Origin of the sequence: Phenylobacterium sp., from assembly GCF_036563385.1 — a bacterium.
Lineage (GTDB): Bacteria > Pseudomonadota > Alphaproteobacteria > Caulobacterales > Caulobacteraceae > Phenylobacterium.
This window is the reverse complement of record NZ_DATCML010000004.1, coordinates 282,369-307,391: the sequence shown is the minus strand read 5'-3', so window position 1 is coordinate 307,391 and position 25,023 is coordinate 282,369. Positions and strand designations below refer to the sequence as shown.

The window sequence follows — 25,023 nt, the reverse complement described above, 5'->3', positions numbered from 1 at the left end:
CTGCCGGCCGGCTTGGGCGCAGGACTGAGCCGCTCCCCGTCAGCGCCACGCCGAGCCGGATTGCGGAGGCGCCAGGGGCGTGGCTCAGTGGCGGGATGACAATGCGGGTGGCGAGCTGCCGGTGCGGGCAGTTGCGGGCGGAGTGCCGGGGCGAGCCCGTGCGGATTTCGGTGTGCCATTGCCTGGCCTGCCAGCAGCGGACGGGCAGCGCGTTCGGCGTGCAGGCGCGGTGGCCGCAGGACGAGGTCAGGATGAGCGGCGAGTTCCGCACCTGGTCGCGGGTGGGCGACGCCGGCGGGCGGGCGACTTACCGGTTCTGCGACACCTGTGGCTCCACCGTGGCCTACGTCAACGACGGGCTGCCGGGGCTGATCGCCATCGCGGTGGGCGCCTTCGCCGATCCCGGTTTCCCCCCGCCGAGGTTCTCGGTCTACGAGGACCGCAAGCACGGCTGGGTGGCGGTGCTGGGCGAGGCGGTGGAGCACCTGGACTAAGGGCGCGGCCCCGGGCGTCAGCCGGCGGAGGCGGCCTGGAACACCGCCAGCTGGTCGGCGAAGGCGCGTTGGTAGGCGGGGCGGGCTTCGGCGCGGGCGATATAGGCAGCAAGGTCGGGCCATTCTTCCAGGAGGCCGGAGCCGTCGAGGCGGCGCAGGACCGTCACCATCATCAGGTCGCCGGCGCTGAAGGCCCCGTCCAGCCAATCGGCCCCGGCCAGGTGGGCGGAGAGCTGGCGCAGGCGGGTGCGGACGTTCTCGTCCAGCATCGGCAGGCGCTGGGCGTACCAGGGCCTGTCGCGCTCCAGGATCGACGCCATCGAGCGCTCGACGATCGGCGGCTCCACGGTGGTCAGGGCGGCGAAGAGCCAGGTGACGGCGCGCGCCCGGGCGGCGGGGTCTTCCGGCAGCAGGCCGGGGTGCTGCTCGGCGATGTGGAGGACGATGGCGCCGGATTCGAACAGAGCCACGCCACCAGCCTCGTAGGTGGGGATCTGGCCGAAGGGATGCCGGGCCAGGTGGGACGGCTGCTTCATCGCCTCGAAGGACAGCAGCCGGACGTCGTAGGGCTGGCCGACCTCCTCGAACGCCCAGCGGACGCGCATGTCGCGGGCCAGGCCGCGGCCGCGGTCGGGGGAGGCGCGGAAGGCGGTGATCACGGGACGGCTCATGCGACGGCTCCTGCGGACGCCCTCTGGGGCGGCGCGACGACATGGGTAGGCAACATCCCGCGCCAGGCTCTCGCGCCCAAGGACGAACCGGGCCGGCCCGGCCCGACAGGGCGTCGCGCATTCCGCGCGTCGCCCTGCGGCGCGGACGGTCAGTGCTGGTCGATCGGCAGGACCGGGGCGGCGGGGCCGCCGGAACGCTCGGCCTCGGCGGCGGCGGCGAGCAGGACCTCGGCCGAGCTGCGGGCGGCGGCCGGAGTGAGCGCGACGGCCACGGCGTCGGGCCCGATGACGACCACGGCCGCGCCTTCGGTGACCACGTGCATCGGCTCGTCATAGAGGTGGCCGGGATCGAGCTTGCTCATGCGCCGTCCAACCCCGGCGGAGTCGCCGCGGTTCCGCCAGGCTGCAGCTTGGGGTGGAGCCGCCGCACGCGGGCGGCTAGCCTAGCGGCGCGTTGTCTGTTTCCGGGGGCGTCATCATGCGATCGATCCGCGCCGGCGTGCTCGCCGCCAGCCTCCTCGCGGCGCTGGGGGGCTGCGACCAGCCCGGGCCGCTGAGCAAGGCCGCCCGGGTCCGCGCCGAGCCCGCGCCGGACCGTCCGCCGCCGCCGGCCTGGGCCGGGGTGGTGCTGCACGCCGAGATGCCCGCGGCGATGCCGAACCCGATGGGGTGCGTCGGCGTGGTCGGTGGGCTGGGGCAGCGCTACAAGGACGCGGTGGCGGTGAACGGCTGGGCCTGGAACGCCCAGGCCTGGCGGCCGGTGACGCGGGTGGTGGCGGTGAACCGGCGCGGCCGCATCGTCGGATTCGGGGAGGGCGGCCGGCCGCTCGCCGGGCCGATGGAGCTGGCGCAGGGCGTGCCGGCCGCGCAGGCGGGCTGGACCCTAGTGACCGGCGCCCCGGCCAAGAACGGGGTGCGGATCTACGGCGTCGACCTCGACGCGCGCGCGTCCTGCCTGCTCGGCGAGATCGCCATCCCCTACTGACCGGCGCCGGCGCAGGCGCCCGTTCACGCTCGCGACCAGCCGCTCGCCGCCGCGCGCCACCCGGGCCTTCAGGCGCAGCGCCGGGCGTTCGACGCAGATCCAGGACAGGGCGGCGAGCAGGACGGTGACGCCGAGCGCCACGAGGTAGGTCGCCGCGAAGTCGCCGTCCCGATGCGGCTCCAGCCAGCGGACCGCCAGCTGCTGGACCGGGAAGGCGTAGATGTAGAGGCCGTAGGAGATGTCCTGGCCGCGGGTGAGGCGGCGGTCGAGATCCAGGCCGCGGCCGATCCAGACCGCCAGCGCGCCGTAGAGAAAGATGCTGGCCGCTTGGGCGACGATCGGGTCGTGCCAGCCCAGGGCCATGGCCACCGCCGAAACCGACGCGATCTGGACCGGCCGCCGCGCATCGGCGCCGTGAAGCCACGCGCCGAAGGCGAAGGCGCCCAGGAAGGTGGCCGCCCACCCCAGCTGCAGGAAGTCGGTCAGCACGATGTAGCGGGCATTGACGGCGTCCAGTCCGGCGCCGAACGCCTGGCTGAGCACGGCGAGCCCGAAGACGGCGGCGGCGGCGATGAAGGCCCGCACCCCGGCGAGGCCGAACACCGCGGCGGCCGCCACCACCAGGTAGCAGAAGACCTCGTACCTGAGCGTCCAGAGGGAGCCGTTGACCGCATCGGCAACCGGCCCGTCCTGGAAGACGCCCGGGATCGCCGGAACCGCGGTGTGGAAGAACGGGAAGCTGTTCCACATGAAGCCCCAGGTGGTCGGACTGCGGAGGTAGTCGTTCACCGGGATGGAGGAGGCCAGGGCGCAGCCCAGGATGGTCACGGCGCAGCAGACCGCCAGCCCTGGGACGATACGCAGGGCGCGGGCGGCGGCGTAGGAGACCAGGGTGCGCTCGAGCGCGCTGCGGGTGACCCAGTAGCCGCTGACCACGAAGAAGACGATGACCGCTACGGAGCCGAAGGTGCCGCCCGGCAGCAGCGGCTGCGGGCGTCCGGCCAAGGCGTACATGTGGCCGTGGAACACCATCAGCGCGGCCACGAGGCGAATGCTGTCGAAGCCGCCGCCCCGTGGATGCACCTGTTGCATGAAATGACCCCAACCCCGCGGCGCGCCGCCCTCGGGCAATATCCTATGCTCCACCTGTGGTTGGAAGGGACGTCCTCCGCACGGCCCCGCCCCCAGGGCGTGAGGTCAACAGGCTCAGGGCCGGCGTTCGCGGACCGCCCAGTCGATCGGCTGGACCACCTCGGTCTCGCGGGCGCGGTCCCAGGCGAGGACGCGGCCCGGGGTGACCGCAGTCTCGGCCACCCGAAGGCCGCGGTAGGTGGCGGGCGGACCGGCCGTGAACTCGCCGGGGCCGGCGTGGCGGCGCAGTTCGGCCAGCTGGACGCGGGTCAGTTCGAGCACGCGCGGCTCACCGAGGCGGTGGGCCTTGAGGATGGCGAAGTTGACGGGCGGGCACATGGCGGAAGGCTGAGCCCCACCCGCGCGTGCGTCAATGCGGCAGGCGGCGGCGCGGGCGCGCCGCCGCCTGGCCGGTCAGAACAGGAAGTCGTCGGCCGCCAGCGTGCGGAGGCCGACGCCCTTCAGGGTGATGGTGTCGTCGCCGAAGGTGAGCACGGCGTCGCCGGCGGCGTTCGACGACAGGTGGGCCTGAACGTCCCTCCAGCTCGACAAGCCGTCGAGGGCAGTGAGGTCGATGACGTCGCCCGCCCCCCTGCCCCCCTGGAAGTCGGCGATCACGTCATCCCCGAAGCCCGCCTTGAAGACGAAGCGGTCGAGGCCCGCGCCGCCGGTCAGGCGGTTGTTCACCGCATTGCCCACCAGGGTGTCGTTGCCGGAGCCGCCGACGGCGTTCTCGATCCAGGCGCCGTAAGCGATGGCGATGTTGTCGTGCATCAGGGCGTCGGTGGCGCCGACGATCTCCTTCCACGACAGCCCGCCGTTCACGCCCTCGACCCCGTTGTTGTAGACCTCGTAGAGGTACTCGGTGCGGGCCGGCAGGCCGGCGGCGGCGTTGTTGGCGTTGATCTCGGCCAGGGTGAGGAAGCGGTCGGAGCCGCCGGCGCTGGAGAAGGCGCCCGGGTTCAGGTCGATGTAGGACCCGGTCTTGTAGCCCGAGAGGTCGAGCGTGTCGGTCCCGCCGGCGTCCCAGATCGTGAACACCGGGGCCAGCTCGTTGGCGGTGAGCTGGAAGGCCGTGCGGTCGGCCAGGTCGGCGCTCCAGTTGAAGCCGTAGGTGGTGTCGCCCGTGCGGGTGGTGGTGTCGACGCCGTAGGTCCGCTGGATCGCCGCCACGTCGTGCACCATCGGCGTCGGCGAGTAGACGTAGCGCATCAGGCTCCAGTCGATGTGACGGGCGCCGGTCTCGTAGGAGTCCCAGTAGGACATCAGCGTGTACTGCCGGCTGTCCTGGTAATAGTCGGCCAGGGCGTAGGTCAGCTCCACGTCGTCGGAGGCGTCGTAGTCGCCCGGATGCGAGAGGCCGAGCGCGTGGCCGATCTCGTGCGTCAGGGTCTGCATCCCGTAGAAGCCGTCGTTGAGCTGCACGCCGCTGACCGGGCCCGGGTTGATCCAGACGTCGCCCTGGATGTGCTGGTACTTGTTCCCGTAGGCGTCGCCGTGCGGGAGGTAGGCCCAGGCCTGGCCGGGGCCGGTGGTGGTGGTGGCGAACGCCAGGTCCCAGGCGCCGTGGCCTTGGGCGGACTCCTGGAAGCGGAGCGGTATCAGGTCGTCCCAGTAGGCCAGGGCTTCGCGGGTCGCCGCCTGCTGGGCGGCGCTCATCGGCGTGTAGCCGTAGGTTTCGGCCGCCTCATGCGGATTGTTGTAGATGCCGGTGGTCCTCGGCCCGGAGTAGAAGCCGTAGGTGAGGACCCCGTCGGCGGTTTCCTTGGCGTCCCAGGCGAAGCCGCTCCGGTTAAGGTGGGCGGCGATCTGCTGGGGCGTCCAGATCGGCAGGTCGCGGGCCTCGCCGCCCGCCCAGGGATCGGCCGAGGCGTTGAGTTCGCTCTCCGGGCGAACGCCGGGCTCGAGGGTGTAGCCGTACATTGGGCTGTTGGTGTTGGGCATTCGTTCCTCGCCTGTGCTTGAGCTTGTCCAGCACAGGTCACGTGCTGGACTGATGGGCGAGCCAAACGACGCGCGCACAACTCGGAACGCCAGATTTGAACGCCTGCAGATACGTTTCCGCAGGCGAGTTTGTCTGGTCGCGGCCGTCGTATGACTGCCGCGGTGACGCCACCCGGTTCACCCTATGCAAGAATGACTGCATTTCCCGGAGCAGACCGCAACCTCAAAACACAACCTGGGCGCTGCAAATCTGTGCACAGGCGCGCGGCAGGAACCTAGGTCGCAGCGAACTCCGTCCGACCGATCATTCGACGGCTTGTGCAACGCCCATGCGGCCCCGAGATATTAGTGAGTGCAGGAGGTCCGAGTTGGCGCAGCCTTTCGACGGATATGAGGTGGACATCGCGCATCGGCCGCAGGCGCGGTCCTATGGCTTCGACCTGGACCGGGCGCTGTCCTCAGTGGTCGCCCTCGAGGCGCGCGTGCCGCCGGACGCCTTCACGGCCAATGTGCTCGGGACCGAGCGGCTGGGGAACGGGATCGTCGTCGGCGCGAACGGCCTCGTGCTCACCATCGGATACCTGATCACCGAGGCCAGCGAGGTGGTGCTGACCCTGAACGACGGCACGCGCGTCCCGGCTCACCCGCTCGGCGTGGATGCGGTGACGGGCTTCGGCCTGGTGCAGGCGCTGGAGCCGCTGGGCGTCCCCGCCCTGCCGCTGGGGGACTCGCGCCAGCTGCCCCCCGACGCGCCGGTGGTGATCGCTGGAGCCGGCGGGCGGGCGCACGCGGCCGCGGGCCTGATCCTCACCCGGATGCCGTTCGCCGGCTACTGGGAGTACCTGCTGGACGACGCGCTGATCACCGAGCCGGGGCATCCGCACTGGAGCGGGGCGGCGCTGATCGGGCCGAAGGGCGACCTGGTGGGCGTGGGTTCGCTGAGCCTGGAGCGGAGCAGCCGCAGCGGGCCCAAGCCGATCAACATGTTCGTGCCCATCGAGCTCCTGCCGCCCATCCTCGACGACCTGGCCAGCGGCCGGCCTGCGCATCCGCCCCGCCCCTGGCTTGGCGTGTTCGCCCAGGAGATCGAGGACCATGTCATCGTGGTCGGCGTGAGCCCCGGCAGCCCCGCGCAGCGGGCCGAGCTGAAGGCCGGCGACCTGATCATCGCCGTGGGCGACGCGCAGGTCTCCGACCTGGCGGAGTTCTATAAGGCGTTGTGGGCGAAGGGGCCGCCCGGGACCCGCATCCCGCTGACGCTGGCCCGTGAGGGCGACGTCTTCGAGGTGGAGGTGCGCTCGGCCGACCGGACGAAGCTGCTGAAGAAGCCGCGGACGAACTGAGTCCGGCTCAGTACTCCAGCTTCGGGTACCAGTCGGCGGGCCGTCCCTCCGGCGTCATGTCCAGCACCGTCCAGAGGGCGGCAGGATCGGGCGCGCCGCGTGGGTCCTGGCCAGGATCGGCGGTCTCGCCGGTCATCTCGCCGGACCAGAAGTGGCGGACCTCGCCGTCCCGCCGGGTGAAGACGTTGATCGCGGCCCAGTCCTCGGAGCCTGAAGGATCGACCCCGCGATAGGCGCGCGAGTAGGCGTCCGTGAGATCGCGATAGAGCCGCACGTGGCGCCAGCCGCGTTCGCGCTTCCAGGCGATGAGCCGCTCGATCGGAGCGCGGGCGATGAACACCAGGCTGACCTGCTGGCCGATGTCGACGGCGTTGCCCTCCCATGAGCCGATAAGATTGGTGCACATGGGGCAGGGGCGCTCGCGGTCCGGCCCGTACATGGCGGAGTAGGCCACCAGGGTGCGATGCCCGCCGAAAAGGCCGGCGAGATCGGTCTGCGAGCCGTCCTCGGCCTGGAACCGGTACGCGCCGGCGTCGACCAGATGTCCCGGAGGCAGGGCGCGACGTAGGGCGGCGACCTTCTCGAGGTGGCGGCGAAGTTCGATTTCCTCGGCGAGAAGGGCGGTGCGCGCCGCGCGATACTCGGCGCTTTCGCCGGGGAAGCTCACGCCCGCCCGGCGGGCGAGTTCGGCGGCGGGGACAAGGGTGGCGTTGGGCGCATTCATGGAGGCCTCCGGAGCATGGTCCCGCCAAGGACGCGCCACGGGACCGGGTCCCGACAATAGCATCCCTGCCCCGAGGCGCAGCCGTGGAGGAGGGCGGCCTCAGTTCACTAGGCCAAGCTCCGGCTGGGCGGCGGCGGCCTGGGCCTCTTCAGGAAGGTGGCAGGTGAAGGTGGCGCCGGCGCCGGGCTCGCTTTCCAGGGCGACCCAGCCGCCGTGCAGCTCGGTGAGCGCCTTGACCAGGGCGAGGCCCAGGCCCGGCCCGCCGCGCTCGCGGCCGATGAAGCGGTCGAAGATGTGCGCCTGGACGTGGAAGGGGATGCCGCGGCCGGTGTCCGACACCTGCAGCTGGATCTCGCCCAGCGCCTTGCGGGCCGCGATGGTGACCGTGCCGTCCGGCGGCGTCTGGCCGAGCGCGTTCTCCACCAGGTGGTCGAGGATCTGGCGCAGGCGCCGCGCGTCGCCGCGGATCACGCCGAGGTTCTCGGCCGGCTCCACGACGAGCGAGACGCGGGCGGCCTCGGCCTCCTTCTGCCAGGCGGCGGCGACGGCCAGCAGCAGGTCGGAGACGCGGACGTCCTCCAGGTCGAGCGCCATCTCTTCGGCGTCGATCTGGGCCATGTCGAGCACGTCGTCGATCGAGCGGGCGAGCTGGGTGGCGGCGGACTTCACGGCCGAGGCGTGGGCGCGGCCGCGCTCGGACAGGCCGTCGCCCGACCGCTCCAGCAGCTCGGAGTAGCCGATGATGGTGGTGAGCGGGGTGCGCAGCTCGTACGAGACGTTGCCGACGAAATCCCGCTTCAGCCGCTCGGCCTCGGTGAGCGCGGCTTCCTTGGCCGCCAGGGCGCCTTCCAGCTTGCGGGCGTCGGTGACGTCGGTAAAGGCGATCAGGGTGGCGCCGTCCGGCAGCGGGCGCGACTGATAGGCGACGATGCGGCTGTCGGAGGTCTTCACCTCGCCGGTCATAGGGGCGCGGGCGGTGGGGTCGGGGTCGGCCACCCGCCCTTTCAGCTCGCGCCAGAAACCCATGTCGTGCAGCTTGGGCACGCAGAGCTCGACCACGCCCTCGAAGTCGCCGGCCGCCTCCAGCTGGTTGGGCCGGATGTGCCAGAAGCGCTCGAACGCCTCGTTGTGCAGCCGCAGCCGGCCGTCGGAGCCGAACACGGCGACGGCGTCGTTCAGTTTGTCGAGGGTGGCCTGCTGGACCTGGATCAGGGCGTTGTACTGGGCCTTGAGCTTCAGCTCGCCGGTGATGTCGCTGAACAGCAGTAGGATGCCGCCCATGGGGTGGGGCTGGCGCACGACCTTCAGCGTGCGCCCGTCGGGCAGGCTCCAGAGGTCGTCGGCGGCGGGGCCGAGCTGCTCGTAGCGCTCCAGCTCGGCGGCCTTCCACTTGGTGTAGTCGGCGGTCTCGGGCAGGCGGCGGCGCTGGCGCAGGCGGTCGAGGATCTCGCCGTGGGTGGGCTGCTCGCCGAGCCAGGCGGGCTCCAGGCCCCAGAGGTCGGCGAAGGCCGTGTTGTGGAAGATCAGCTTCTTGCCCTGGCTGAAGACGGCCACGGCCTCGGCGATGTGGTTGAGGGTCTCGTCGTGGGCCTCGACATTGCGCTTCAGGACCTCGCGCATCTCCTCGAGCTCGGTGACGTCGTCGGTCCAGACGCCGACGCCGCCGCCTTCCAGCGGCTGGGCGGTGATCCGGAAGGCGCGGCGGCGGCCGGCCACCGTCGACCAGCGCACGGCCTCGCGCTTCTGGCCCAGGTTGGCGGCCTCCGCGGCGAGCGCGTCGGCGGCCTTGTCGAAGGCGACGCCGCGGGCGGCCGCGTCGTCCAGGCTGGCCGCGTCCACGGCGTCGAGCCAGGCCTTGTTGACCCAGACCGGCGAGCCGGCGGCGGCGGCGATCCAGGCCGGGCAGGGGCGGCTGTTCACGAAGGCGGCGAAGCGCGGGGCGGTGGGCAGGCCGGCGTCCTGGCCGATGACGCCCGACAGCCGCAGCCAAGCCAGGGCGCCGGCCGCGCGGCCCTCGACGGTGACGGCCCCGTTCGGCCCCTGCACCTCGAAGGCGCAGGCCTCGCCGCGCTCGAAGAGGGCGCGCAGGCGCCGCGCGTGGTCGGGGTCGGCGCGCATCAGGGCGTTCACCAGGCCCTGCGGGTCGGCCTCGCTCAGCGCCAGGGCCTCGGCGCAGGTGACCAGGCTCTCCTCGCCCGACGCCAGCATGGCGTGGCCGTCCTCGACGGCGAGCAGGGCGGAATCGAAGGCCTCGGCAGACGCCTGGGCGGCCTCGGCGCGGGCTTCGATCTGGTGCAGGCGCTCGGCCAGTTCGCCGACGCGATCCTGGGCATGGCGGCGCTGGGCCAGCGCCCACAGGACGGCGCAGATGGCGAGCGAGACCGCGCCGGCGGCCGCCGCGAGGATCAGCTGGTCTGCGGACACCCTGAACTCCGAATCACCCCCTCGGAGCTTACGTCGCGCCGGGCCCGACCGCACGAGGGCGCGACTTCCCTCCGCGCGTTTCGTGCTTACGTGTTTTGCCGCAGTATGAAGGATATGTCCGCCATCCTCTATCCCGTGGCCGCCAATGCGGAGCTGGCGCTTTCCGGCGCGCTGGGCCGCGCTGCGCGCGAGCGCGAGGCCGCCGCCGTGGCTAAGGAGGCGGTGGTGTTCACCACCGACGCGGTGGGGCCGGCCTTCGCCACCCGCGAGGCGGCGCTGGACGCCTACAGGGGCCGCGTCGACGATGAGCGCAGCGGCCCTGCGCCGGCTCCCGAGGACCGCTTCTGCCGCCTGGCCGAGCAGATCGTTACGGAGCCCGGCCGTCGGGCGCGGATCGGGCCGGTGAAGCCGACCTACGAGGACGGGCGCCGCTGGCCGAGCCCGCCGCCGGAGCCGCCGCGCACGGCCTGGCGGCTGATGGTCAGCTACTGGCGGATCGCCACCGCCGAGCGGCCGATCGAGGCGCCGCAGGCCCGGCGCGCGCGGCGGGCCAAACAGGCGCTGGACCGGGAGACCCTGCGGGCCATCGCCCACGCGCCGCTGCGCCCCGTGGAGCCGCAGCAGCCGCTGGACATCGGGCTCTTCGAGGTCCGGCCGCCGGAGGCGCCGCACATCGTGATGCCCGATGAGTGAGGCCGCGCCGACCGTCGGCAAGGCGCCTTCGCTGGACGACCTCGCGGCGCTCGCCGAGGCCGCCTTCCAGGCCCTGCCCGAGGGCTTCCGCCGGCTGGTGGGCGACGTGGTTTTCCAGGTGCACGACTTCGCCGACGAGGAGACGCTGGCGGCCATGGGCATCGAAGATCCCTTCGAGCTGACCGGCCTCTACCACGGCGTCGACCTCGCCCGGCGCTCGGTCATGGATCCGGCGCCGCACCCCTCGATGGTGTTCCTCTACCGCCGGCCGATCCTCGACGAATGGGCGGAGAATGGCGAGGTGACGCTGGAGGAGCTGGTGAGCCACGTGCTGGTCCACGAGATCGGCCATCACTTCGGCCTCTCCGACGACGACATCGACGGCATCGAGGCGGCGGCGGGCTAGCGGCTCGCGCGCCGCCCCTCCCCCTCGGAAACGGAAAGATGACGCTCGCGTCATTTTTCTTGACGGAACCGCGTTCACGGCGGAAGGTGAGCCCGATCATCAAGCGGGCCGAAGAACGCCCGGAGGCGAGGAGAGAGAGCGCATGGCCGCCGACGGCAACATCACCAAGGACATCATCTACGACGCCGTGGCGCCGGACGACTTCGAGTCCATGCTCGAGCTCGACCGCTACAACGCCCGCTCGACCGCGTTCGACAAGATCATCAGCGCCACCCACGACCACTTCTGGGACCCGCTGGACCCCAAGTACATCGACTTCTCCGAGCCGTTCGACATGGAAAACACCATGATCCTGCCGGAGAAGATGATCGGCGCGCTGAAGCTCGACTACGTGAACGAGGTGCTGGGCACCGAGCAGCGGCGGATCGCGTTCGCCAACGCCCAGACGCTGCGGACCTTCTCGTCGATCCTGCACGGCGAGCAGGGCGCGCTGAACCTGTCGGCCAGCCTGTGCCACGTGCTGAAGGACCAGGGCGCGCAGGAATACGCGGCCAACCAGACCCGCGAGGAAGCGCGCCACGTCACGGCCTTCGCCAAGTACATCAAGACCCGCTGGGGCCGGCCGGTGGAATGCGGCCCGGTGCTGAAGGACCTGCTGGTGGAAATCATCGGCAGCCCGGAGGTCTACAAGAAGATCATCGGCATGCAGATGCTGGTGGAAGGCCTGGCCATGGGCGCCTTCGCCACGATCTTCAACGAAACCAATGACCCGCTGGCGCGCAAGCTGACCCAGCTGGTGATGACCGACGAGGCCTTCCACCACAAGTTCGGGAAGATCTGGGCCGACCGCACCATCCCGCACCTGAGCGAGAAGGAGCACGAGGTCATCGAGATGTGGGCGGCGCACTGCTTCCAGACGCTGCTCTTCAATCTCGTCGCCCCCACCCAGAACGTCGGCCTTTACGAGGAGTTCGGCCTCGACCCGAACCGGGTGATCGAGGAGATGGGCAAGCTCGTCTCGGACGAGAGCCGCCGCGAGGAGATGAAGGAAGCCACCAACATCTTCCGGGTGCTGGTGAAGACCCTGGTCAACGCCGGCATCATCACCGACCGGACCAAGGCGTTCTACGCCGTCTACGTCGACATGGACGAGCTGAAGTCCGAGGGCGACAAGATGGTGGGCGACGACATCGCCGAGGAGGGCATCAAGTACCTCCAGGAGATCAACTTCAAGGACAAGGCGAAGCAGATCCTGATCGCCGCCGAATAGCCTCTCTTCTCAATCGAGCATCACTTGCGCCCGCCGGGAGAACCCGGCGGGCGTTTTTGTGCGCCTCCTCTCCCGCGCAGCGGGAGAGGGTAGGGTGAGGGCCGGCGCGTGCAGGGGGATCGCGCCGGATGAGAGGTCGAGGGCCCTCGGGCGCGCATCCGGAGTGATGGCGAGGTCCCAGCCGGCCCTCACCCTGCCCTCTCCCCGCCTGCGGCGCGGGAGAGGAGTGTTTGACGGGAGCTCCTGCGAGGCCGACACTCCTCTCAGCGCCACGAGACCCGCGGCAGACGGGCAGGCGCGGGAGGATGCGCGGATGGCCGACGGGAACATCACCAAGGACGTCATGTACGGCGCGGTGGCGCCGGACGACTTCGAGAGCATGCTCGAGCTGGACCGCTACAACGCGCGCTCCACCGCCTTCGACAAGATCATCTCGGCGACGCACGACCACTTCTGGGATCCGCTGGACCCGAAGTACATCGACTTCTCCGAGCCCTTCGACCTTGAGACCGAGGCGATGATGCCGGAGGACCAGGTCCCCTTCCTGAAGCTCCCCTATGTGGACGAAAGCCTGCGCGACCCGAAGCTCCGGGTGGCCTTCATCAACCACCTGCAGCTGCGCAACTTCTCGTCGATCCTGCACGGGGAGCAGGGGGCGCTGAACCTGTCGGCGAGCCTGTGCCACGTGCTGAAGGACCAGGGGGCGCAGGAGTACGCCGCCAACCAGACCCGCGAGGAGGCCCGCCACGTCACCGCCTTCGCCAAGTACGTGAAGGCCCGCTGGGGAAGGCCGGTGGAATGCGGCGCGGCGCTGAAGGCGCTGCTGGTGGAGATCATCGAGGCGCCGGAGGTCTACAAGAAGATCGTCGGCATGCAGATGCTGGTTGAGGGCCTGGCCATGGGCGCCTTCGCCCACGGGTACCGCCACAACCGCGATCCCCTGGCCCGCAAGCTGTTCCAGCTGGTGATGACGGACGAGGCCTTCCACCACAAGTTCGGGAAGATCTGGGCCGACCGCACCATCCCGCACCTGACCGAGGCCGAGCGGAACCTGGTGGAGGACTGGACGGCGCACTGCGCCCAGAAGCTGCTGTTCGACCGCGGCGCCCCCAACCAGATGGCCGAGCTGTTCGGCCGGTTCGGCATGGACCCCGAGCGGGTGACCGAAGCGATCATCGCGCACCGCAAGGCCCGCGACCCGTCGCGTCGCTACCGCAGCGACACCAACGTCTTCCGCGTGCTCATCAAGACCCTGCTGAAGGCGGGGCTGATCACAGAGCGCACGCGCAGCTTCTACGCCATGTACGTGGACCTCGAGGAGCTGGCAGGAGAGGGCGACCGGATGGTGGGCGACGACATCGCCGAAGACGGCATCCGCTATCTCCAGGAGATCAACTTCAAGGATCGCGCCAGCGTGGCGGTGGCCGCCGAATGATCCTCCGCCTGGCGCTGTTCGTGCTGGGCGCGGGCGCGCTCTTCCTGTCGGTGCGGATGCTGAGGATGGCCGGCCAGGGGCGCATCCGGGTGGTGAACACCGTGCGGTGGGCGGACAATCCAGGCCTGTTCTGCGTCTATGTCTGCCTAGCCTTCTTCCTGCTGCTGGCCGGCGTGTTCACCGTCAGCCGTGCGATGTCCGGTCTCACCTAACGCCGCAGGGCTTGCGTCGTGAACGAAGGCGGAACAGGGTGGCGGCATGGACGTGTCCGTCACCACCGTCTCGGTCACCACGGTCGTCAGCCGGCCCGAGACCACCGCCCAGGTCACGCGCGGCGCTGCGCGCCTGCTGACCGCCCTGGGCTATGCGCCGCTGGCCGAGGTGAGCCTGCCCAACGGCCGGCGGGCCGACCTGATGGCGCTGGGGCCCAAGGGGCAGATCTTCATCGTCGAGGTGAAGAGCTCGGTGGAGGACTTCCGCACCGACGGGAAGTGGCACGAGTACCAGCCCTATTGCGACGCCTTCGCCTTCGCCGTGGCGCCGGAGTTTCCGCGGCAGATCCTGCCGGAGGAGCCCGGGCTGATCGTCGCCGACGGTTTCGGCGGGGCGGTGCTGCGCGAGGCGACGCCGGCGCCCCTGGCCGGAGCCCGGCGCAAGGCGCTGACGCTGGCGTTCGGCCGCCTGGCGGCGATGCGGGCGGCAGGCGTGCAGGTGAACGCGCTCGAATAGGCCGCTAGGCGCGCTCCACCGTCACCGCCTTCACACCGGCCAGATGGCGGCGGGACACCGGGATCTCGGCGCCCGTGGAGAGGACCAGGACGACGCGGCCGCCGGCCCGGCGCAGGCGCACGATGCGGTCGATGCGGACCACGGCGGAGCGGTGAGCCCGGACGAACTGGCGCGGGTCCAGGCGGGCTTCGAGATCCCCGAGCGGCTGTCGCACCAGGAAGCTGCGAGGTCCGGCGTGCAGCCGGACGTAGTCCCGCTCAGCGGCCACCCAGTCCAGGGCGGCCACCGGCAGGCTGATGCGGTCGCCGCGGTCCTGGATCCACAGCTCGCGTTCGTAGGACGGAGCGGCCGGCGGGGCTCCGCCGCGGAGGTTCTCGACGATCTCCTCCAGCTCCCGCACGCGTTCGGCGGCCTGGCGAGCGGCCAGCGCATCCCGGGCGCGGCCGATGGCCTGGGCCAGGCGCTCCGGCTCCACCGGCTTCAGCAGGTAGTCAAAGGCGGCGCGGTCGAAGGCCTCCAAGGCATAGCGGTCGAAGGCGGTGACGAAGATGACGATCGGACCATCTTCGCGCGGCGCCGCGTCGAGGACGTCGAACCCCGAACGGCCCGGCATCTTGATGTCGAGGAGCACCAGGTCCGGGGCCAGATCGGCAATCATCCGGCTGGCCGCTCCGGCGTCGGCCGCCATGCCGGCGACCTCCACGTCGGGGGTGTCGCGCAGCAGGATCTCCAGGCGGCGGCGGGCGAGCGGCTCGTCGTCCACGATGAGCGCGCGCAGGGGGGCCATCACCGCCGCTCCAGGGGGAGTTCGACGCTGGACGTGAAGCCGCCGCCCGGCCGCGGCCCGCAGCGGAGCCGACCCGCTTCGCCGTACATCACCTCCAGGCGGCGGCGGACGTTCTCCAGCCCGACGCCCAGCTTCTCGGGCTCGTCGTCGAGGTCTCCGCGGGCGTCGTCGCTGACCCACAGGCGCAGGCGCCCGTCGGCCTGCTCGGCGGCGATCTCCACGGTGACCGGAGCGGTGGAACGGGCGACGCCGTATTTCACGGCGTTCTCCACCAGGGGCTGGAGGATCAGGCCGGGGACGAGGGCGCCTTGCAGGTCGTCCGGCACACGCTCTTCGATGCGCAGGCGCTCGCCGAACCGAATCTGCTCGATGGCCAGGTACTGGCGCTGAGCCTCGATCTCGTCGGCGAGCGTGCTCCGCTCGCCCGCGGGCCGCTCCAGCGACGCCCTCAGGAAGCGCGACAACGACAGCACCACCCGTTCGGCCCGGGCGTAGTCCCGCGACAGGATCAGCGAGGACAGCGCGTTCAGGGTGTTGAACAGGAAGTGGGGGTTGATCTGGTAGCGGAGCATCTGGTTCTGGCTCTCCGCCGCCAGCGCCTGCGCCTGGACGAGGCGCAGGGTCTTCTCCCGGACCTCCTGGTCGTAGTCGAGGACGAAGACGATGGCGCACCAGGCGATGAACGACCAGACCTGGACCGTGAAGTTCATGAACTGGCCAATGGCGATCTCGGCCGTGGAGCCCTGCCACTCCACGATGGGGTCGACGACGTAGAAGGCCACGTGGTTGATCACGCCCCAGACCGCCCCGCCCAGCACGGCCAGGGCCGCCGCCAGCAGGATCCGGCGGCGCATGGGCCAGGCCCGGCCGGCGAACAGGCCCTGCTGGATGAGGGCGCACAGGCCCACCGCGATCACGCAGACGATCAGCCGCCGGAACGCCATGTCCCAGAACCACGGCAGGGTCGCCTCGCTGAAGGTGCGCGCGGTCATAAGGGCGTAGGTGACCACCCAGACAAGGACATTGGCCGCGAGGTAGCGGTCGGGCCGCAGTCCCCGGCGGCGCGCAGGCGGCGCGGCGGCGAGCTCGCTCATCGGTGACGTGGCCCCTCCCGCGCCGATCATAGCGGCTTTCCGGCGGCGGGCGCGACGCAGCTCGACTGTTCGTCGCGGCGCAACGACCGTTCGCCGCAGCGACTGCAATCCACAGCACGAACTGCAGCGTCGGTCGAATGGGCGCTGATTGCGCGGACGACTGGATCCATCCTCCCGCTGAAGACCTGCGGGAGAGTATCGCCATGAAGCTCTGCGGCCAGATCTCGGTCGAGCTGAACGTCGACGACTTCATTCAAGCCGCCGACCACCAGCGCCGGCTCGAGGACATCCTGCGCCTGGTGAAGGACCATTATCCGGAGGCGACCCTGGCCATGCGCGAGCGCCGGCAGAGGAAGCCGCTAGCGCTGGCCCGCGCGCCGCGGCCCGGCGGCTCCGGCGCGGTCAGCCGCTACGCCGAGGATTGAGGATGGCGCGGTCGCGAAACACGGTCCTGCAGGCGATCCACCTGTTCAAGGGGCTGGATCCCCGGGTCAGCGTCAACGAGGTGATCGCCTTCCTCTACGTCTGCGAGAACGAGGGGCTGACGGTGCAGGAACTGGCGGACGTGGCCGGTCTCACCCAATCCACCGCCTCGCGAAGCCTGCGGGCGCTGGGACCCGCCGGCACCGAGTGGGCGCAGCCGCCGGCGCTCGGCCTGGTGGAAGCGTTCCTCAATCCGCACGATGCGCGCAGCCACGTCATCCATCTGACGGAGGGTGGTCGGGCGCTGCGGGATCGCCTGGACGCGGTCATCCGCCAGGCGGCGCCGATCGTCACGCCGGTGGATGAGCCGCTGAGGGCGGTGGGCTAGGGAGAGCTCCCGAGCCTTTACCGCGGCGCGCGCTTGGCCAGGATCCGCTGCAGGGTGCGGCGGTGCATGTTGAGGCGACGCGCCGTCTCCGAGACGTTGTGGTTGCAGAGCTCGTAGACCCGCTGGATGTGCTCCCAGCGGACGCGGTCGGCGCTCATTGGATTCTCGGGCGGCGGCGGAGCCTGGTCGCCCCTGGCCAGCAGAGCCCGGGCCACGTCGTCGGCGTCGGCCGGTTTCGATAGGTAGTCCACGGCGCCTGCCTTCACCGCCTGCACGGCCGTGGCGATGTTGCCATAGCCGGTGAGCATGATGATCCTGGCGTCGGGCCGGGCGTCGCGCACCGCCTCCACCACCTTCAGGCCCGAGCCGTCCTCGAGCCGCATGTCCAGCACGGCGAAGGCCGGCGGCCGCGCCTTCACGGCGGTCAGGGCCTCCGACACGCTGCCGACCAGGGTCGGCTCAAAGCCGCGCTGCTCGAGCGCCCGGCCGAGCCGCGTGCGGAGCGGCGCGTCGTCGTCCAGCACCAGGAGCGACTTGTCGGCGAGAGCGGCGACGTCGGCGGACAGATCGGTCATTCAGCAACCCCCGCGGGGCTCCCTCTGCTCGGGTGTGCGGCAAGCTGTCGCAGGACGCTACCTTTCGGCATGTCGGCCTGCGTCGTCAACCGGCGCCCACCTCAATCCTCGAACGGGGCCAGCGGGCGGACACAACCGCGCCGCGAGGCCTTCCGTTCTGAAACGTCACAACCGCCCCGGTTCGTTCCAAAAGCGTCTTCGAGATGAAGAAGCCGAGGCCCATTCCGACGTGCCCGGTGCGCCCGCTCTCAACCCCAGGGCGAGACGTGACATAGGGTTCGCCTAGCTTAGCCAGGATCTCGGGCGCGAAGCCCGGGCCATCGTCGCGCACCTCGATGGAGACGCTTTCCGCATCGAAGCGCGCCGACACCAGCACTTCGGAAGTGGCGAAGTCGACGGCGTTCTCCACGAACGAGGTCATGGCGTGGGTGATCTCGGGCAGGCGCCAGATGTCCGGCGTCTTCACCCCAGGGGCGCCCGAGACGATGGCCTCGACCCGGACGCCCTTCACCGAGGCGTGCGGCTCGATCACCTCGTGCACCAGCTGGCGCAGGCTGAGCCGCTCGTGCACCTCGTCGGTGGCCTGGTCCGGGGTCTCGGACAGGCGCTTGAGGATCTCGCGACAGCGCTCGGCCTGGGCGATCAGCAGCTCGGCGTCCTCCTTGACCTGCGGAGTGGTGGCTTCGCGGGCCATCTCCTTCGAGACGATGGCGATGGTGGCGAGCGGCGTGCCGAGCTCGTGGGCGGCGGCGGCGGCCAGGGCGCCGAGGGCCGAGAGCCGCTGCTCGCGCGCCAGCACCGCCTGGGTCATGTCGAGCGCCAGCGCCATGCGGGCGCTTTCCTCGGCCGCCTGGCGGACGTAGCCGGCGATGAGGGCGACGCCGGCGATGTTGGCGATGGCGGCGCCGATCCGGTAGGTGTCCGCCGCGGTGAGCTGCACGCCCGGGGGATCCGGCAGGGGCATGTAGACGAAGGCGAGCAGAACGGAGAGCGCCGCCGAGAGCGCGCCGAGCGTCGCCACCGGCCAAGCCGGCAGGGTGGCCGCAGCCAGGGTGACCGGCGCGATCAGCAATAGGACGAAGGGGTTGGCGGTGCCGCCGGTCAGGTAGACCAGCGCTGCGATCTGCAGCAGGTCGAGCGCCAGCTGGCCGGTGGCCTCACGGTCGCCGAAGACCCGCTGGCCGGGCGAGGCCACCCCGGTGAGCAGGTTGATCCAGGCGCCGGCGCCGATCACCGCGAAGCAGAGCGGGTAGGGCGCTTGGTAGCCGAAGCCCAGGCCCACCACCAGCAGCAGAAGGATTTCGCCCGCGATCACCAGCCAGCGCAGGGTGACCAGGGTGCGGACGCGCAGCTGGCTCCTGCGCACGCCGAAGCTGGCGGGCTCGGGCTCGTGGACGCCGCCTTGCGCGGCCGGGGTCGCCGCCTTATCGAGGCTGACGGGCTTCAGCGCCTTCGGCGCGGGGGTCTTCATGCTCGCCACGGTCCCGGCGCTGCGCCCTCTTGCGCCCGCCGGAGCCGAAGGGAACCCGCCATGGGCCGCCGCACCCTCGCCGTCGTCGCGCTGCTCGCGCTCGCCTTCGCCATCCTCACCGGTCTCGCCGTCCGTTCCGGGATCCTGAGCACCCGCCCGCAGCAGCAAACCGCCGCCGTGGGCGGGCCGTTCCAACTGAGCGACCAATCCGGACGCACCGTCGACCAGCGGCTGCTGCAGGGCAAGTGGAGTGCTGTGTTCTTCGGCTTCACCCATTGCCCGGACGTGTGCCCGACGACGATGTTCGCCTTGGGCGGGGCGGAGAAGACTCTGGGCCGCGAGGCGCGCGACTTCCAGACGGTGCTGATCAGCGTCGACCCCGAGCGCGACACGGTCCAGCAGATGGCGGCCTACCTGGCCAATCCGGCGTTCCCGAAACAGGCCTGGGGCCTGACCGGCACGCCCGAGCAGGTGGCGCAGGCCGCCAAGGCCTACCACGTCTTCTTTCGCAAGAGCGGGGAAGGCCCGGACTACACCGTGGACCACTCCACCATCACCTACCTGATGAACCCCAAGGGCGAGTTCACCTGCGTCCTCCGGCACGGGCTGTCGCCGGAGGAGATCGCCGCACATGTGCGGGCGGCCATGAAGCAGGGGCCGCGGGCGACCTCCTGCACGCCCTGAGCTAACGGACGAAGACCGTCTTCATGGCCGGCGCGGCGAGCCTGCGGTCGGCCTCGGCGAAGGGGACGACGTCGGTGATCGCCACGGCCGGATCGACGCGCCCGTCCTGCACATAGGCCAGGGCGGCGGCGATGTTCGGGTGGCCACGACCGCGGCCGGTGTAGAAGTGGAGGCCCTTGGCGTACATCTCGCGCATCGGGAAGGCGACGTCGCCCCAGTGCGTGCCGACAGAGGCGGACATCCCCTCGGGCTCGGTCGAGGAGATCGCGCATCGCAGGCCCGCCTCCGTGCCGCTGGCGTCGACGGTGATGGGGTAGGTGCGCGGGGTCCGGCGCGGCGGCGGACCTTCCTGGACGCGGGCGCCGCAGCGTTCGGCGCGGGCCAGCCGATCGGAGTCGGTGTCCACATAGAGGACCTCGCCGGCTCCGGCGGCGACGGCATAGGCGGCCGCATAGAGGCCGACCGATCCCACCCCGCCTACGATCAGCACGTCCGCGCCCGGCCGCTCGGCCAGGTAGGGCACGGTGAGCTCGTAGCCGAAGGGCAGGTTGTCGCTGGCGCTGGCGCAGAGCGCCGGATCGAGCCCACGCGGCAGGGGGACGAGCATGGCGGCGGCATGGGGCACGAGCACCAGGTCGGAGAAGAAGCTGCCGAAGTCGCCGCCCACATCCATGCCGAACATCGCGCCCGGCGGGAACGACGAGCAGGTGTTCGGCAGGCGTCGGCGGCAGCGCGGGCAGGCGCCGCAGGAGACGTGCCAGGGCACCACCACCCGCTGGCCCGGCGAGAGCCCCGCCGCCTCCGGCCCAGTCTCCACCACCTCGGCGACGCACTCGTGGCCCAGGGCCATGGGCGCGGTGAAAGGTGTCGTTCCCCGCAGGATCATCACGTCGAGATCGCAGGTGGTGGCGGCCACCGGACGGACGATGGCCTCGTGCGGGGCGCGGATCACGGGTTCGGGCGCGTCGCGCCACGCGACCTCGCCCGGGCCGAGGCGCCAGAGCCGCTGCATCACCGGGCCGCCGCCTGCGCGACCGCGCGGCGGACCTGCAGGTCCATGCCCAGTCGGTCGGTCTGGATCCAGTACTCGACGATCCGCCCGCCGCGGACGCGGTAGACGGCCGAGGAAATGTCAGTGAGGGGCGCGCCGGTCGGCCGCTCGCCGCTCTGCGAGGCCAGGTGCCGGCCGGTCTGGCGCCAGCGGACGTAGACCCGGTCGTCCGCCGCCAGGCACTCCACCACCTCGAAGGCGAAGTCTCCGTAGAGGGCGAGGAATTCGCGCACGTGGGCGGCGTAGTCGGCCGGCGTGCGGACGACGACCGCCTCCCCCTCGGAGGTGACCTGGTGGGCGCGCACGGAGCTGGCGAGATACTGGTCGGCGAGATCCGGATGGCGGCCGGACCGGACGTCGGCCAGGAAGCCGCGGACCACGGCTTCGGGCGTGGCCGCCACGGCGGGCAGGGGGGCGAGGAAGGACGCGCCGATCACGACGGGAAGAAGGCGGCTGGCGGACATGGTCGAACCTTTTAGGCGAGCGCCGGCTGGCCGGCGGCGAGGCCGGCGAGCAGCCGGCCGAGGTGGGAGTTGCGCATGCGGAAGAAGCGCTCCAGCCGCGCCGGGTAGTCGGCGTCGACGGCGGCCTGGACGCTGGGCCGGCGGGCGAGCGCGCGACGCCAGGCGGCCACCTTCGGCTTGCCCGCGAAGGTCCCGAGCTCGACGAACCGCTCCAGCGTTTCGAAGTAGCGGAACACGGGGGCGAAGGCCGCGTCGACGAGGCTGAACGCCGGGCCGGCGAAATAGGGGACCTGGCCCAGGGTCGCCTCCAGGCGGGCGAACTTGGCCTCCAGCTCGGCGGCGCGGGCGTCGAAGGCCTCCGCGTCGGCGGCGTTGTAGAGCGCGCCGATATTGTCGAGCGTCGCCGAGGCGAACGCGATCCAGCCGCGGTGTTCGGCGCGCTCGAAAGGATCAGACGGATGCAGGGCGGGGCCTTGCGTCTCGTCCAGGTAGTCGATGATCGCGGCCGACTCGAAGAGCACGCGGCCGTCGACCTTGAGCAGCGGGACCTTGCCCAGGGGCGACAGCGTGGTGAACCAGGCCGGCCGGGCCGCCAGGTCGATCAGCGTCCGGCGATAGGCGACGCCCTTCTCCGCCAGGGTGATGGCCGCGCGCTGGACGTAGGGACAGAGATGGTGGCTGACGAGTTCAAGGTCGGGCACGACAGGGCTCCAGCTGTGCGGAGCAAGCCCCGCCGTCGGAGTGCACGGTACCGCTGGCGAGGTCGCAAACCGAATTGTATGTTCGCAATCCGAGCTTGCGGTGGTGCAAATCGATGGACGACTGGAACGATCTGAAGCTGGTGCTGGCGGTGGTCCGCTCCGGCTCGCTGACGGCCGCGGCCAAGGCGCTTGGGGTCGCCCACTCCACGGCCTTCCGCCGCCTGCTCGCCTTAGAGGAGAGGCTGGGCGTGCGGCTCTTCGAGCGGTTGCCCGCTGGCGTCTATGCGCCGACCAGCGCGGGGGAGCGGATGGCCGGCGCTGCGGAGCGGGTGGAGACCGAGACCGCCGCCCTGGGGCGCGACCTCCTGGGCGCCGACCTGCGGCTCAGCGGCCGGCTTCGCGTGACCTGTTCCGAGACCCTGGCCTTCGTCCTGCTGACGCCGATCATGGCCGAGTTCCGGCGCGAGCATCCCGGCATCACCCTGGACGTGGTGATCGACAACCGGGTGCTGAGCCTCTCGCGCCGCGAGGCCGACGTGGCCCTGCGGGTCTCCAGGCCTCGGGAGGGCGACCTGCACGGCCGCAAGCTGGCCGACATCGGCTGGACCCTCTATGCGACGCCCGACGTGTTGGCGGCGTGCGGTCCCGTCGACCTCGACGACCTCGGTCGCCTGCCGTTCGTGGGCTGGGAGGAGGCGGTGAGCGGCGTCAATACCGCCGACTGGCTGGCCGCCCACGTGCCGGAGCGCGCCTTCGTCTACCGCACGGCCAGCGTCATCAACCAGATGGTGGCGGCGCGGGCCGGCCTCGGCGTGGCCTTGCTGCCCTGCTACCTCGGCGACGCGGAACCCAGCCTTATCCGGGCGACGCCGCAGCCGCTGCCTGGCCTCGATCGCGAACTCTGGATCGTGACCCACGCGGACCTGCGCCGGACAGCGCGGGTCCGTGCGTTCATGGACCTCGTCTCCGCGCGCCTCGCCGCCGCCCGCGCCCAGATCGCGGGCGTGGCGTGAGCTGGTGCGGGGTGCGGCACGCTGCGGCGCCGAACAAGCTTGACCTTGTGCATCCGATTAACCGCTCGCATGTTAATGCTGCGGTGCAAAAGGATCGGGCATGCTCTACGCGCTCTACGAAGGCGGCTATTACGCGACGACACCCCTGCGGTACGCGGCGCGGCTGACGCGGGACTTCTGGAGCTCGCCGTTGAACCCGGCGGCCGAGAGTGAACTCGGCCGGCGGATGTATGCTGGCGCCGACCTGTTCGCCAACCTGACCCGCCGCTACGGCAAGCCCTCCTGGAACATCGACAGCGTGATGATCGACGGTCATCCGGTGCGCGTCCGCGCCACGGAGGTCTGGTCGAGCCCGTGGGTGAAGCTGACCCACTTCACCCGCGACATGGCTGACATGCGCAAGGCGGGCCGCCGCGAGCTGGAGCCGGCGGTGCTGATCGCAGCGCCCCTGTCCGGCCACTACGCGACCCTGCTGCGCGGGACCGTCCAGGCCTTCCTGCAGGACCACGAGGTGTTCATCACCGAATGGTCGAACGCCCGGGACGTGCCGGTGATGGAAGGCCGCTTCGACTTCCACGACTACATCGACCACATCCGCGAGATGCTGCGCCAGCTGGGCCCGCGCCCGCATGTGGTGGCGGTCTGCCAGCCCGGGCCGCCGGTGCTGGCCGCCGCGAGCCTGATGGCTGAGGATGGCGAGGAGTGCCGGCCGGCCACCATGACCTTCATGGGCTCGCCGATCGACGCGCGCCTGTCGCCGACGGTGACGAACCGGCTGGCCGAGGAGAAGCCGTTCGCCTGGTTCGAGTCGAACATGATCTACACCGTGCCGGGCCCCTACCCAGGGGCGGGGCGGCGCGTCTATCCGGGCTTCGTCCAGCTCGCGAGCTTCATGTCCATGAACCTCGAGAAGCACCAGGAAGCGCACCTGCGCTACCTGCAGCACCTGATGCAGGGCGACGGCGATTCCGCCGAGAAGCACCTGGAATTCTACGACGAGTACCTGTCCGCCCTCGACCTGTCCGAGGAGTTCTACCTCCAGACCGTGGACGTGGTCTTCCAGCGCTACCTGCTGCCCAAGGGCGAGCTGGTCCATCGCGGTCGGCGGGTTCATCCGTCGGTGATCAAGGACATCGGCCTGCTCACCGTCGAAGGCGAGAACGACGACATCTCCGGCATCGGCCAGACCCAGGCGGCGCATGGCCTCTGCTCGGGCCTGCCCGACGAGATGAAGGAGGACTACGTGCAGCCGCACGTCGGCCACTACGGCGTGTTCAACGGCAAGCGCTTCCGCGAGGAGATCTACCCGCGGGTGCGCGCGTTCATCCGCCGCGCCGAGCAGGGCTTCGACAAGCAGCGGGCGGCCGCCTAAATCTGAGGGCGATGAGTCCCTTCGGCCGCGCCCTGGCCGACGGCGACCGGCTGGAGGTGGCCGGCGCCGTCGTCACCCTGAAAGTGAACCGCCGCGCCCGGCGGGTGTCCCTGCGCCTCGACCGCACGGGCCGCCAGATCGTGGCCACCGCGCCGTCGCCGCGCCGCCTGCCGGAGGCGGCCGCCTTCGCCCGCGAGCGCGCCGGGTGGATCGCGGAGCGGATGGCCGAGCTGCCCGACCGCTCGCCGGCCCAGCCGGGCATGACCCTGCAGGTGTTCGGCGAGCCGGTGCGGCTGGAGTCGGGCGCAGGCCGCGCCCGCTGGATCGAAGCGAGCGGCGAGGAGCCGCACCGCATCACCGCCATGGGCGAGGGTGAGGGCTATGCCCGGGCCGTGATCCTGCAGATCCGCAAGCGGGCGCTGGCGGTCCTGACCGCGCGGACGGCGCACTACGCGGCCAGGCTCGGCGCCCCGATGCCGAAGGTGGCGATCACCGACACCCGCAGTCGCTGGGGTTCCTGCCGGCCCGGACCCAACGGGACCGCGGGCTCTATCCGCTACTCCTGGCGCCTGGCGCTCGCCCCGTTCGAGGTGGCGGACTATGTGGCCGCCCACGAGTGCGCCCACCTTCTGGAGCTGAACCACGGCCCGAGGTTCTGGGCGCACGTGAAGGCGCTGGTGGGCGACGAGCGCCGCTACCGCGCCTGGCTTCGGGCGGAAGGCGCGCGGCTGCACGCCTTCGGGCGATGACC

At 71.1% G+C, this 25,023-nt stretch carries 29 protein-coding genes; 15 read left to right on the top strand and 14 right to left on the bottom strand.

What is annotated here, in order from left to right; translation table 11 throughout:
* Positions 1–95 precede the first annotated feature (95 nt).
* Positions 96–494, top strand: a complete 399-nt coding sequence (locus tag VIL67_RS02355) for a GFA family protein (RefSeq protein ID WP_473964805.1) — start codon at positions 96–98, stop codon at positions 492–494.
* Between the two features lie 17 nt (positions 495–511).
* On the opposite strand, the gene VIL67_RS02350 is transcribed toward VIL67_RS02355, so the two are convergent.
* Both VIL67_RS02350 and VIL67_RS02345 read right to left on the bottom strand, forming a co-directional pair.
* Positions 512–1,165, bottom strand: a complete 654-nt coding sequence (locus VIL67_RS02350) for a glutathione S-transferase family protein (protein ID WP_332047232.1) — start codon at positions 1,163–1,165, stop codon at positions 512–514.
* A 149-nt stretch (positions 1,166–1,314) separates the two neighbouring features.
* Positions 1,315–1,527: a hypothetical protein gene (locus VIL67_RS02345; protein WP_332047231.1), complete on the bottom strand. Its 213-nt coding sequence runs from the start codon at positions 1,525–1,527 to the stop codon at positions 1,315–1,317.
* A gap of 116 nt (positions 1,528–1,643) precedes the next feature.
* On the opposite strand from VIL67_RS02345, the gene VIL67_RS02340 reads away from it, so the two are divergent.
* Positions 1,644–2,150 carry a hypothetical protein gene (locus VIL67_RS02340; protein ID WP_332047230.1) on the top strand — a complete coding sequence of 169 codons (507 nt, stop codon included), beginning with the start codon at positions 1,644–1,646 and terminating at the stop codon, positions 2,148–2,150.
* On the opposite strand, the gene VIL67_RS02335 is transcribed toward VIL67_RS02340, so the two are convergent.
* The 3 genes from VIL67_RS02335 to VIL67_RS02325 form a co-directional block, all read right to left on the bottom strand.
* The gene (locus tag VIL67_RS02335) at positions 2,049–3,242 is read right to left on the bottom strand and encodes an acyltransferase family protein (RefSeq protein ID WP_332047229.1); all 1,194 of its coding nucleotides are present in this window, start codon (positions 3,240–3,242) and stop codon (positions 2,049–2,051) included. The genes VIL67_RS02340 and VIL67_RS02335 overlap by 102 nt on opposite strands.
* Before the next feature lie 114 nt (positions 3,243–3,356).
* Positions 3,357–3,620, bottom strand: coding sequence for a hypothetical protein (locus tag VIL67_RS02330; protein ID WP_332047228.1), 264 nt, complete (start codon positions 3,618–3,620; stop codon positions 3,357–3,359).
* A 75-nt stretch (positions 3,621–3,695) separates the two neighbouring features.
* Positions 3,696–5,225, bottom strand: coding sequence for a M10 family metallopeptidase C-terminal domain-containing protein (locus VIL67_RS02325; protein WP_332047227.1), 1,530 nt, complete (start codon positions 5,223–5,225; stop codon positions 3,696–3,698).
* A 368-nt stretch (positions 5,226–5,593) separates the two neighbouring features.
* Here VIL67_RS02325 and VIL67_RS02320 point away from each other — a divergent pair, with 368 nt between their 5' ends.
* Positions 5,594–6,568, top strand: coding sequence for a S1C family serine protease (locus tag VIL67_RS02320; RefSeq protein WP_332047226.1), 975 nt, complete (start codon positions 5,594–5,596; stop codon positions 6,566–6,568).
* A gap of 7 nt (positions 6,569–6,575) precedes the next feature.
* Here the strand turns inward: VIL67_RS02320 and VIL67_RS02315 are convergent, their stop codons facing one another.
* Positions 6,576–7,292: a DUF899 family protein gene (locus VIL67_RS02315; RefSeq protein ID WP_332047225.1), complete on the bottom strand. Its 717-nt coding sequence runs from the start codon at positions 7,290–7,292 to the stop codon at positions 6,576–6,578.
* Between the two features lie 99 nt (positions 7,293–7,391).
* On the bottom strand, positions 7,392–9,716 hold the full coding sequence (gene divL / locus VIL67_RS02310; protein WP_332047224.1) for a cell cycle protein kinase DivL: 2,325 nt from the start codon (positions 9,714–9,716) through the stop codon (positions 7,392–7,394).
* Between the two features lie 114 nt (positions 9,717–9,830).
* Here divL and VIL67_RS02305 point away from each other — a divergent pair, with 114 nt between their 5' ends.
* The 6 genes from VIL67_RS02305 to mmcB all read left to right on the top strand — a co-directional run bounded on the left by VIL67_RS02305 (position 9,831) and on the right by mmcB (position 14,249).
* Positions 9,831–10,409, top strand: coding sequence for a hypothetical protein (locus VIL67_RS02305; protein WP_332047223.1), 579 nt, complete (start codon positions 9,831–9,833; stop codon positions 10,407–10,409).
* A complete protein-coding gene (locus VIL67_RS02300) occupies positions 10,402–10,815 on the top strand; it encodes a metallopeptidase family protein (protein ID WP_332047222.1) in 414 nt (137 codons plus the stop codon). The genes VIL67_RS02305 and VIL67_RS02300 overlap by 8 nt, the downstream gene beginning before the upstream one ends.
* A 142-nt stretch (positions 10,816–10,957) precedes the next feature.
* Complete coding sequence (locus tag VIL67_RS02295) at positions 10,958–12,085, top strand: ferritin-like domain-containing protein (protein ID WP_332047221.1); 1,128 nt, start codon at positions 10,958–10,960, stop codon at positions 12,083–12,085.
* Between the two features lie 313 nt (positions 12,086–12,398).
* Entirely contained in the window at positions 12,399–13,520 is a 1,122-nt protein-coding gene (locus VIL67_RS02290) for a ferritin-like domain-containing protein (RefSeq protein ID WP_332047220.1), read from the top strand.
* On the top strand, positions 13,517–13,732 hold the full coding sequence (locus tag VIL67_RS02285) for a hypothetical protein (RefSeq protein WP_332047219.1): 216 nt from the start codon (positions 13,517–13,519) through the stop codon (positions 13,730–13,732). Before VIL67_RS02290 ends, VIL67_RS02285 begins: the two co-directional genes overlap by 4 nt.
* 46 nt (positions 13,733–13,778) lie before the next feature.
* Positions 13,779–14,249 (top strand): DNA repair putative endonuclease MmcB, encoded by a 471-nt coding sequence (gene mmcB / locus VIL67_RS02280; protein WP_332047218.1) that lies wholly within the window; start codon positions 13,779–13,781, stop codon positions 14,247–14,249.
* A gap of 4 nt (positions 14,250–14,253) precedes the next feature.
* Here mmcB and VIL67_RS02275 read toward each other — a convergent pair whose 3' ends face one another.
* Positions 14,254–15,036 carry a LytR/AlgR family response regulator transcription factor gene (locus tag VIL67_RS02275; RefSeq protein ID WP_332047217.1) on the bottom strand — a complete coding sequence of 261 codons (783 nt, stop codon included), beginning with the start codon at positions 15,034–15,036 and terminating at the stop codon, positions 14,254–14,256.
* Entirely contained in the window at positions 15,036–16,130 is a 1,095-nt protein-coding gene (locus tag VIL67_RS02270; protein ID WP_332047216.1) for a sensor histidine kinase, read from the bottom strand. The genes VIL67_RS02275 and VIL67_RS02270 overlap by 1 nt, the downstream gene beginning before the upstream one ends.
* Positions 16,131–16,333: 203 nt before the next feature.
* Between VIL67_RS02270 and VIL67_RS02265 the strand changes: the two genes are divergently transcribed.
* Both VIL67_RS02265 and VIL67_RS02260 read left to right on the top strand, forming a co-directional pair.
* Positions 16,334–16,555: a hypothetical protein gene (locus VIL67_RS02265; protein WP_332047215.1), complete on the top strand. Its 222-nt coding sequence runs from the start codon at positions 16,334–16,336 to the stop codon at positions 16,553–16,555.
* Between the two features lie 2 nt (positions 16,556–16,557).
* The gene (locus tag VIL67_RS02260) at positions 16,558–16,941 is read left to right on the top strand and encodes a MarR family winged helix-turn-helix transcriptional regulator (RefSeq protein WP_332047214.1); all 384 of its coding nucleotides are present in this window, start codon (positions 16,558–16,560) and stop codon (positions 16,939–16,941) included.
* 17 nt (positions 16,942–16,958) lie between these two features.
* Here VIL67_RS02260 and VIL67_RS02255 read toward each other — a convergent pair whose 3' ends face one another.
* Positions 16,959–17,516 (bottom strand): ActR/PrrA/RegA family redox response regulator transcription factor, encoded by a 558-nt coding sequence (locus tag VIL67_RS02255; protein WP_332047213.1) that lies wholly within the window; start codon positions 17,514–17,516, stop codon positions 16,959–16,961.
* Between the two features lie 85 nt (positions 17,517–17,601).
* Positions 17,602–18,987, bottom strand: coding sequence for an ActS/PrrB/RegB family redox-sensitive histidine kinase (locus tag VIL67_RS02250; RefSeq protein ID WP_332047212.1), 1,386 nt, complete (start codon positions 18,985–18,987; stop codon positions 17,602–17,604).
* 60 nt (positions 18,988–19,047) lie between these two features.
* Between VIL67_RS02250 and VIL67_RS02245 the strand changes: the two genes are divergently transcribed.
* Positions 19,048–19,671 carry an SCO family protein gene (locus tag VIL67_RS02245; RefSeq protein WP_332047211.1) on the top strand — a complete coding sequence of 208 codons (624 nt, stop codon included), beginning with the start codon at positions 19,048–19,050 and terminating at the stop codon, positions 19,669–19,671.
* A 1-nt stretch (position 19,672) separates the two neighbouring features.
* Here the strand turns inward: VIL67_RS02245 and VIL67_RS02240 are convergent, their stop codons facing one another.
* Genes VIL67_RS02240 through VIL67_RS02230 form a run of 3 tightly spaced genes read right to left on the bottom strand, consistent with a single transcriptional unit; the run spans position 19,673 to position 21,887 of the window.
* The gene (locus tag VIL67_RS02240; RefSeq protein WP_332047210.1) at positions 19,673–20,683 is read right to left on the bottom strand and encodes a zinc-dependent alcohol dehydrogenase; all 1,011 of its coding nucleotides are present in this window, start codon (positions 20,681–20,683) and stop codon (positions 19,673–19,675) included.
* Positions 20,683–21,186: an ester cyclase gene (locus VIL67_RS02235; RefSeq protein WP_332047209.1), complete on the bottom strand. Its 504-nt coding sequence runs from the start codon at positions 21,184–21,186 to the stop codon at positions 20,683–20,685. The genes VIL67_RS02240 and VIL67_RS02235 overlap by 1 nt, the downstream gene beginning before the upstream one ends.
* Positions 21,187–21,197: 11 nt before the next feature.
* Positions 21,198–21,887, bottom strand: coding sequence for a glutathione S-transferase family protein (locus VIL67_RS02230; RefSeq protein WP_332047208.1), 690 nt, complete (start codon positions 21,885–21,887; stop codon positions 21,198–21,200).
* A gap of 113 nt (positions 21,888–22,000) precedes the next feature.
* Here VIL67_RS02230 and VIL67_RS02225 point away from each other — a divergent pair, with 113 nt between their 5' ends.
* The 3 genes from VIL67_RS02225 (at position 22,001) to VIL67_RS02215 (ending at position 25,021) form a co-directional block, all read left to right on the top strand.
* Entirely contained in the window at positions 22,001–22,900 is a 900-nt protein-coding gene (locus tag VIL67_RS02225; RefSeq protein WP_332047207.1) for a LysR family transcriptional regulator, read from the top strand.
* 100 nt (positions 22,901–23,000) lie between these two features.
* Positions 23,001–24,272: a polyhydroxyalkanoate depolymerase gene (locus tag VIL67_RS02220; protein WP_332047206.1), complete on the top strand. Its 1,272-nt coding sequence runs from the start codon at positions 23,001–23,003 to the stop codon at positions 24,270–24,272.
* Between the two features lie 11 nt (positions 24,273–24,283).
* The gene (locus VIL67_RS02215; RefSeq protein ID WP_332047205.1) at positions 24,284–25,021 is read left to right on the top strand and encodes a M48 family metallopeptidase; all 738 of its coding nucleotides are present in this window, start codon (positions 24,284–24,286) and stop codon (positions 25,019–25,021) included.
* The last annotated feature ends 2 nt before the right edge of the window (positions 25,022–25,023 follow it).

Coding starts and splice junctions, on each gene's coding strand:
- VIL67_RS02300 (WP_332047222.1), top strand. CDS start 10,402: ATGAGTGAGGCCGCGCCGACCGTCGGCAAGGCGCCTTCGCTGGACGAC.
- VIL67_RS02335 (WP_332047229.1), bottom strand. CDS start 3,242: ATGCAACAGGTGCATCCACGGGGCGGCGGCTTCGACAGCATTCGCCTC.
- VIL67_RS02315 (WP_332047225.1), bottom strand. CDS start 7,292: ATGAATGCGCCCAACGCCACCCTTGTCCCCGCCGCCGAACTCGCCCGC.
- VIL67_RS02240 (WP_332047210.1), bottom strand. CDS start 20,683: ATGCAGCGGCTCTGGCGCCTCGGCCCGGGCGAGGTCGCGTGGCGCGAC.
- VIL67_RS02275 (WP_332047217.1), bottom strand. CDS start 15,036: ATGGCCCCCCTGCGCGCGCTCATCGTGGACGACGAGCCGCTCGCCCGC.
- VIL67_RS02265 (WP_332047215.1), top strand. CDS start 16,334: ATGAAGCTCTGCGGCCAGATCTCGGTCGAGCTGAACGTCGACGACTTC.
- VIL67_RS02345 (WP_332047231.1), bottom strand. CDS start 1,527: ATGAGCAAGCTCGATCCCGGCCACCTCTATGACGAGCCGATGCACGTG.
- VIL67_RS02250 (WP_332047212.1), bottom strand. CDS start 18,987: ATGAAGACCCCCGCGCCGAAGGCGCTGAAGCCCGTCAGCCTCGATAAG.
- VIL67_RS02295 (WP_332047221.1), top strand. CDS start 10,958: ATGGCCGCCGACGGCAACATCACCAAGGACATCATCTACGACGCCGTG.
- VIL67_RS02350 (WP_332047232.1), bottom strand. CDS start 1,165: ATGAGCCGTCCCGTGATCACCGCCTTCCGCGCCTCCCCCGACCGCGGC.
- VIL67_RS02245 (WP_332047211.1), top strand. CDS start 19,048: ATGGGCCGCCGCACCCTCGCCGTCGTCGCGCTGCTCGCGCTCGCCTTC.
- mmcB (WP_332047218.1), top strand. CDS start 13,779: ATGGACGTGTCCGTCACCACCGTCTCGGTCACCACGGTCGTCAGCCGG.
- VIL67_RS02355 (WP_473964805.1), top strand. CDS start 96: ATGACAATGCGGGTGGCGAGCTGCCGGTGCGGGCAGTTGCGGGCGGAG.
- VIL67_RS02305 (WP_332047223.1), top strand. CDS start 9,831: ATGTCCGCCATCCTCTATCCCGTGGCCGCCAATGCGGAGCTGGCGCTT.
- VIL67_RS02290 (WP_332047220.1), top strand. CDS start 12,399: ATGGCCGACGGGAACATCACCAAGGACGTCATGTACGGCGCGGTGGCG.
- VIL67_RS02235 (WP_332047209.1), bottom strand. CDS start 21,186: ATGTCCGCCAGCCGCCTTCTTCCCGTCGTGATCGGCGCGTCCTTCCTC.
- VIL67_RS02285 (WP_332047219.1), top strand. CDS start 13,517: ATGATCCTCCGCCTGGCGCTGTTCGTGCTGGGCGCGGGCGCGCTCTTC.
- VIL67_RS02340 (WP_332047230.1), top strand. CDS start 1,644: ATGCGATCGATCCGCGCCGGCGTGCTCGCCGCCAGCCTCCTCGCGGCG.
- VIL67_RS02270 (WP_332047216.1), bottom strand. CDS start 16,130: ATGAGCGAGCTCGCCGCCGCGCCGCCTGCGCGCCGCCGGGGACTGCGG.
- VIL67_RS02255 (WP_332047213.1), bottom strand. CDS start 17,516: ATGACCGATCTGTCCGCCGACGTCGCCGCTCTCGCCGACAAGTCGCTC.
- VIL67_RS02330 (WP_332047228.1), bottom strand. CDS start 3,620: ATGTGCCCGCCCGTCAACTTCGCCATCCTCAAGGCCCACCGCCTCGGT.
- VIL67_RS02260 (WP_332047214.1), top strand. CDS start 16,558: ATGGCGCGGTCGCGAAACACGGTCCTGCAGGCGATCCACCTGTTCAAG.
- VIL67_RS02225 (WP_332047207.1), top strand. CDS start 22,001: ATGGACGACTGGAACGATCTGAAGCTGGTGCTGGCGGTGGTCCGCTCC.
- VIL67_RS02325 (WP_332047227.1), bottom strand. CDS start 5,225: ATGCCCAACACCAACAGCCCAATGTACGGCTACACCCTCGAGCCCGGC.
- VIL67_RS02220 (WP_332047206.1), top strand. CDS start 23,001: ATGCTCTACGCGCTCTACGAAGGCGGCTATTACGCGACGACACCCCTG.
- VIL67_RS02215 (WP_332047205.1), top strand. CDS start 24,284: ATGAGTCCCTTCGGCCGCGCCCTGGCCGACGGCGACCGGCTGGAGGTG.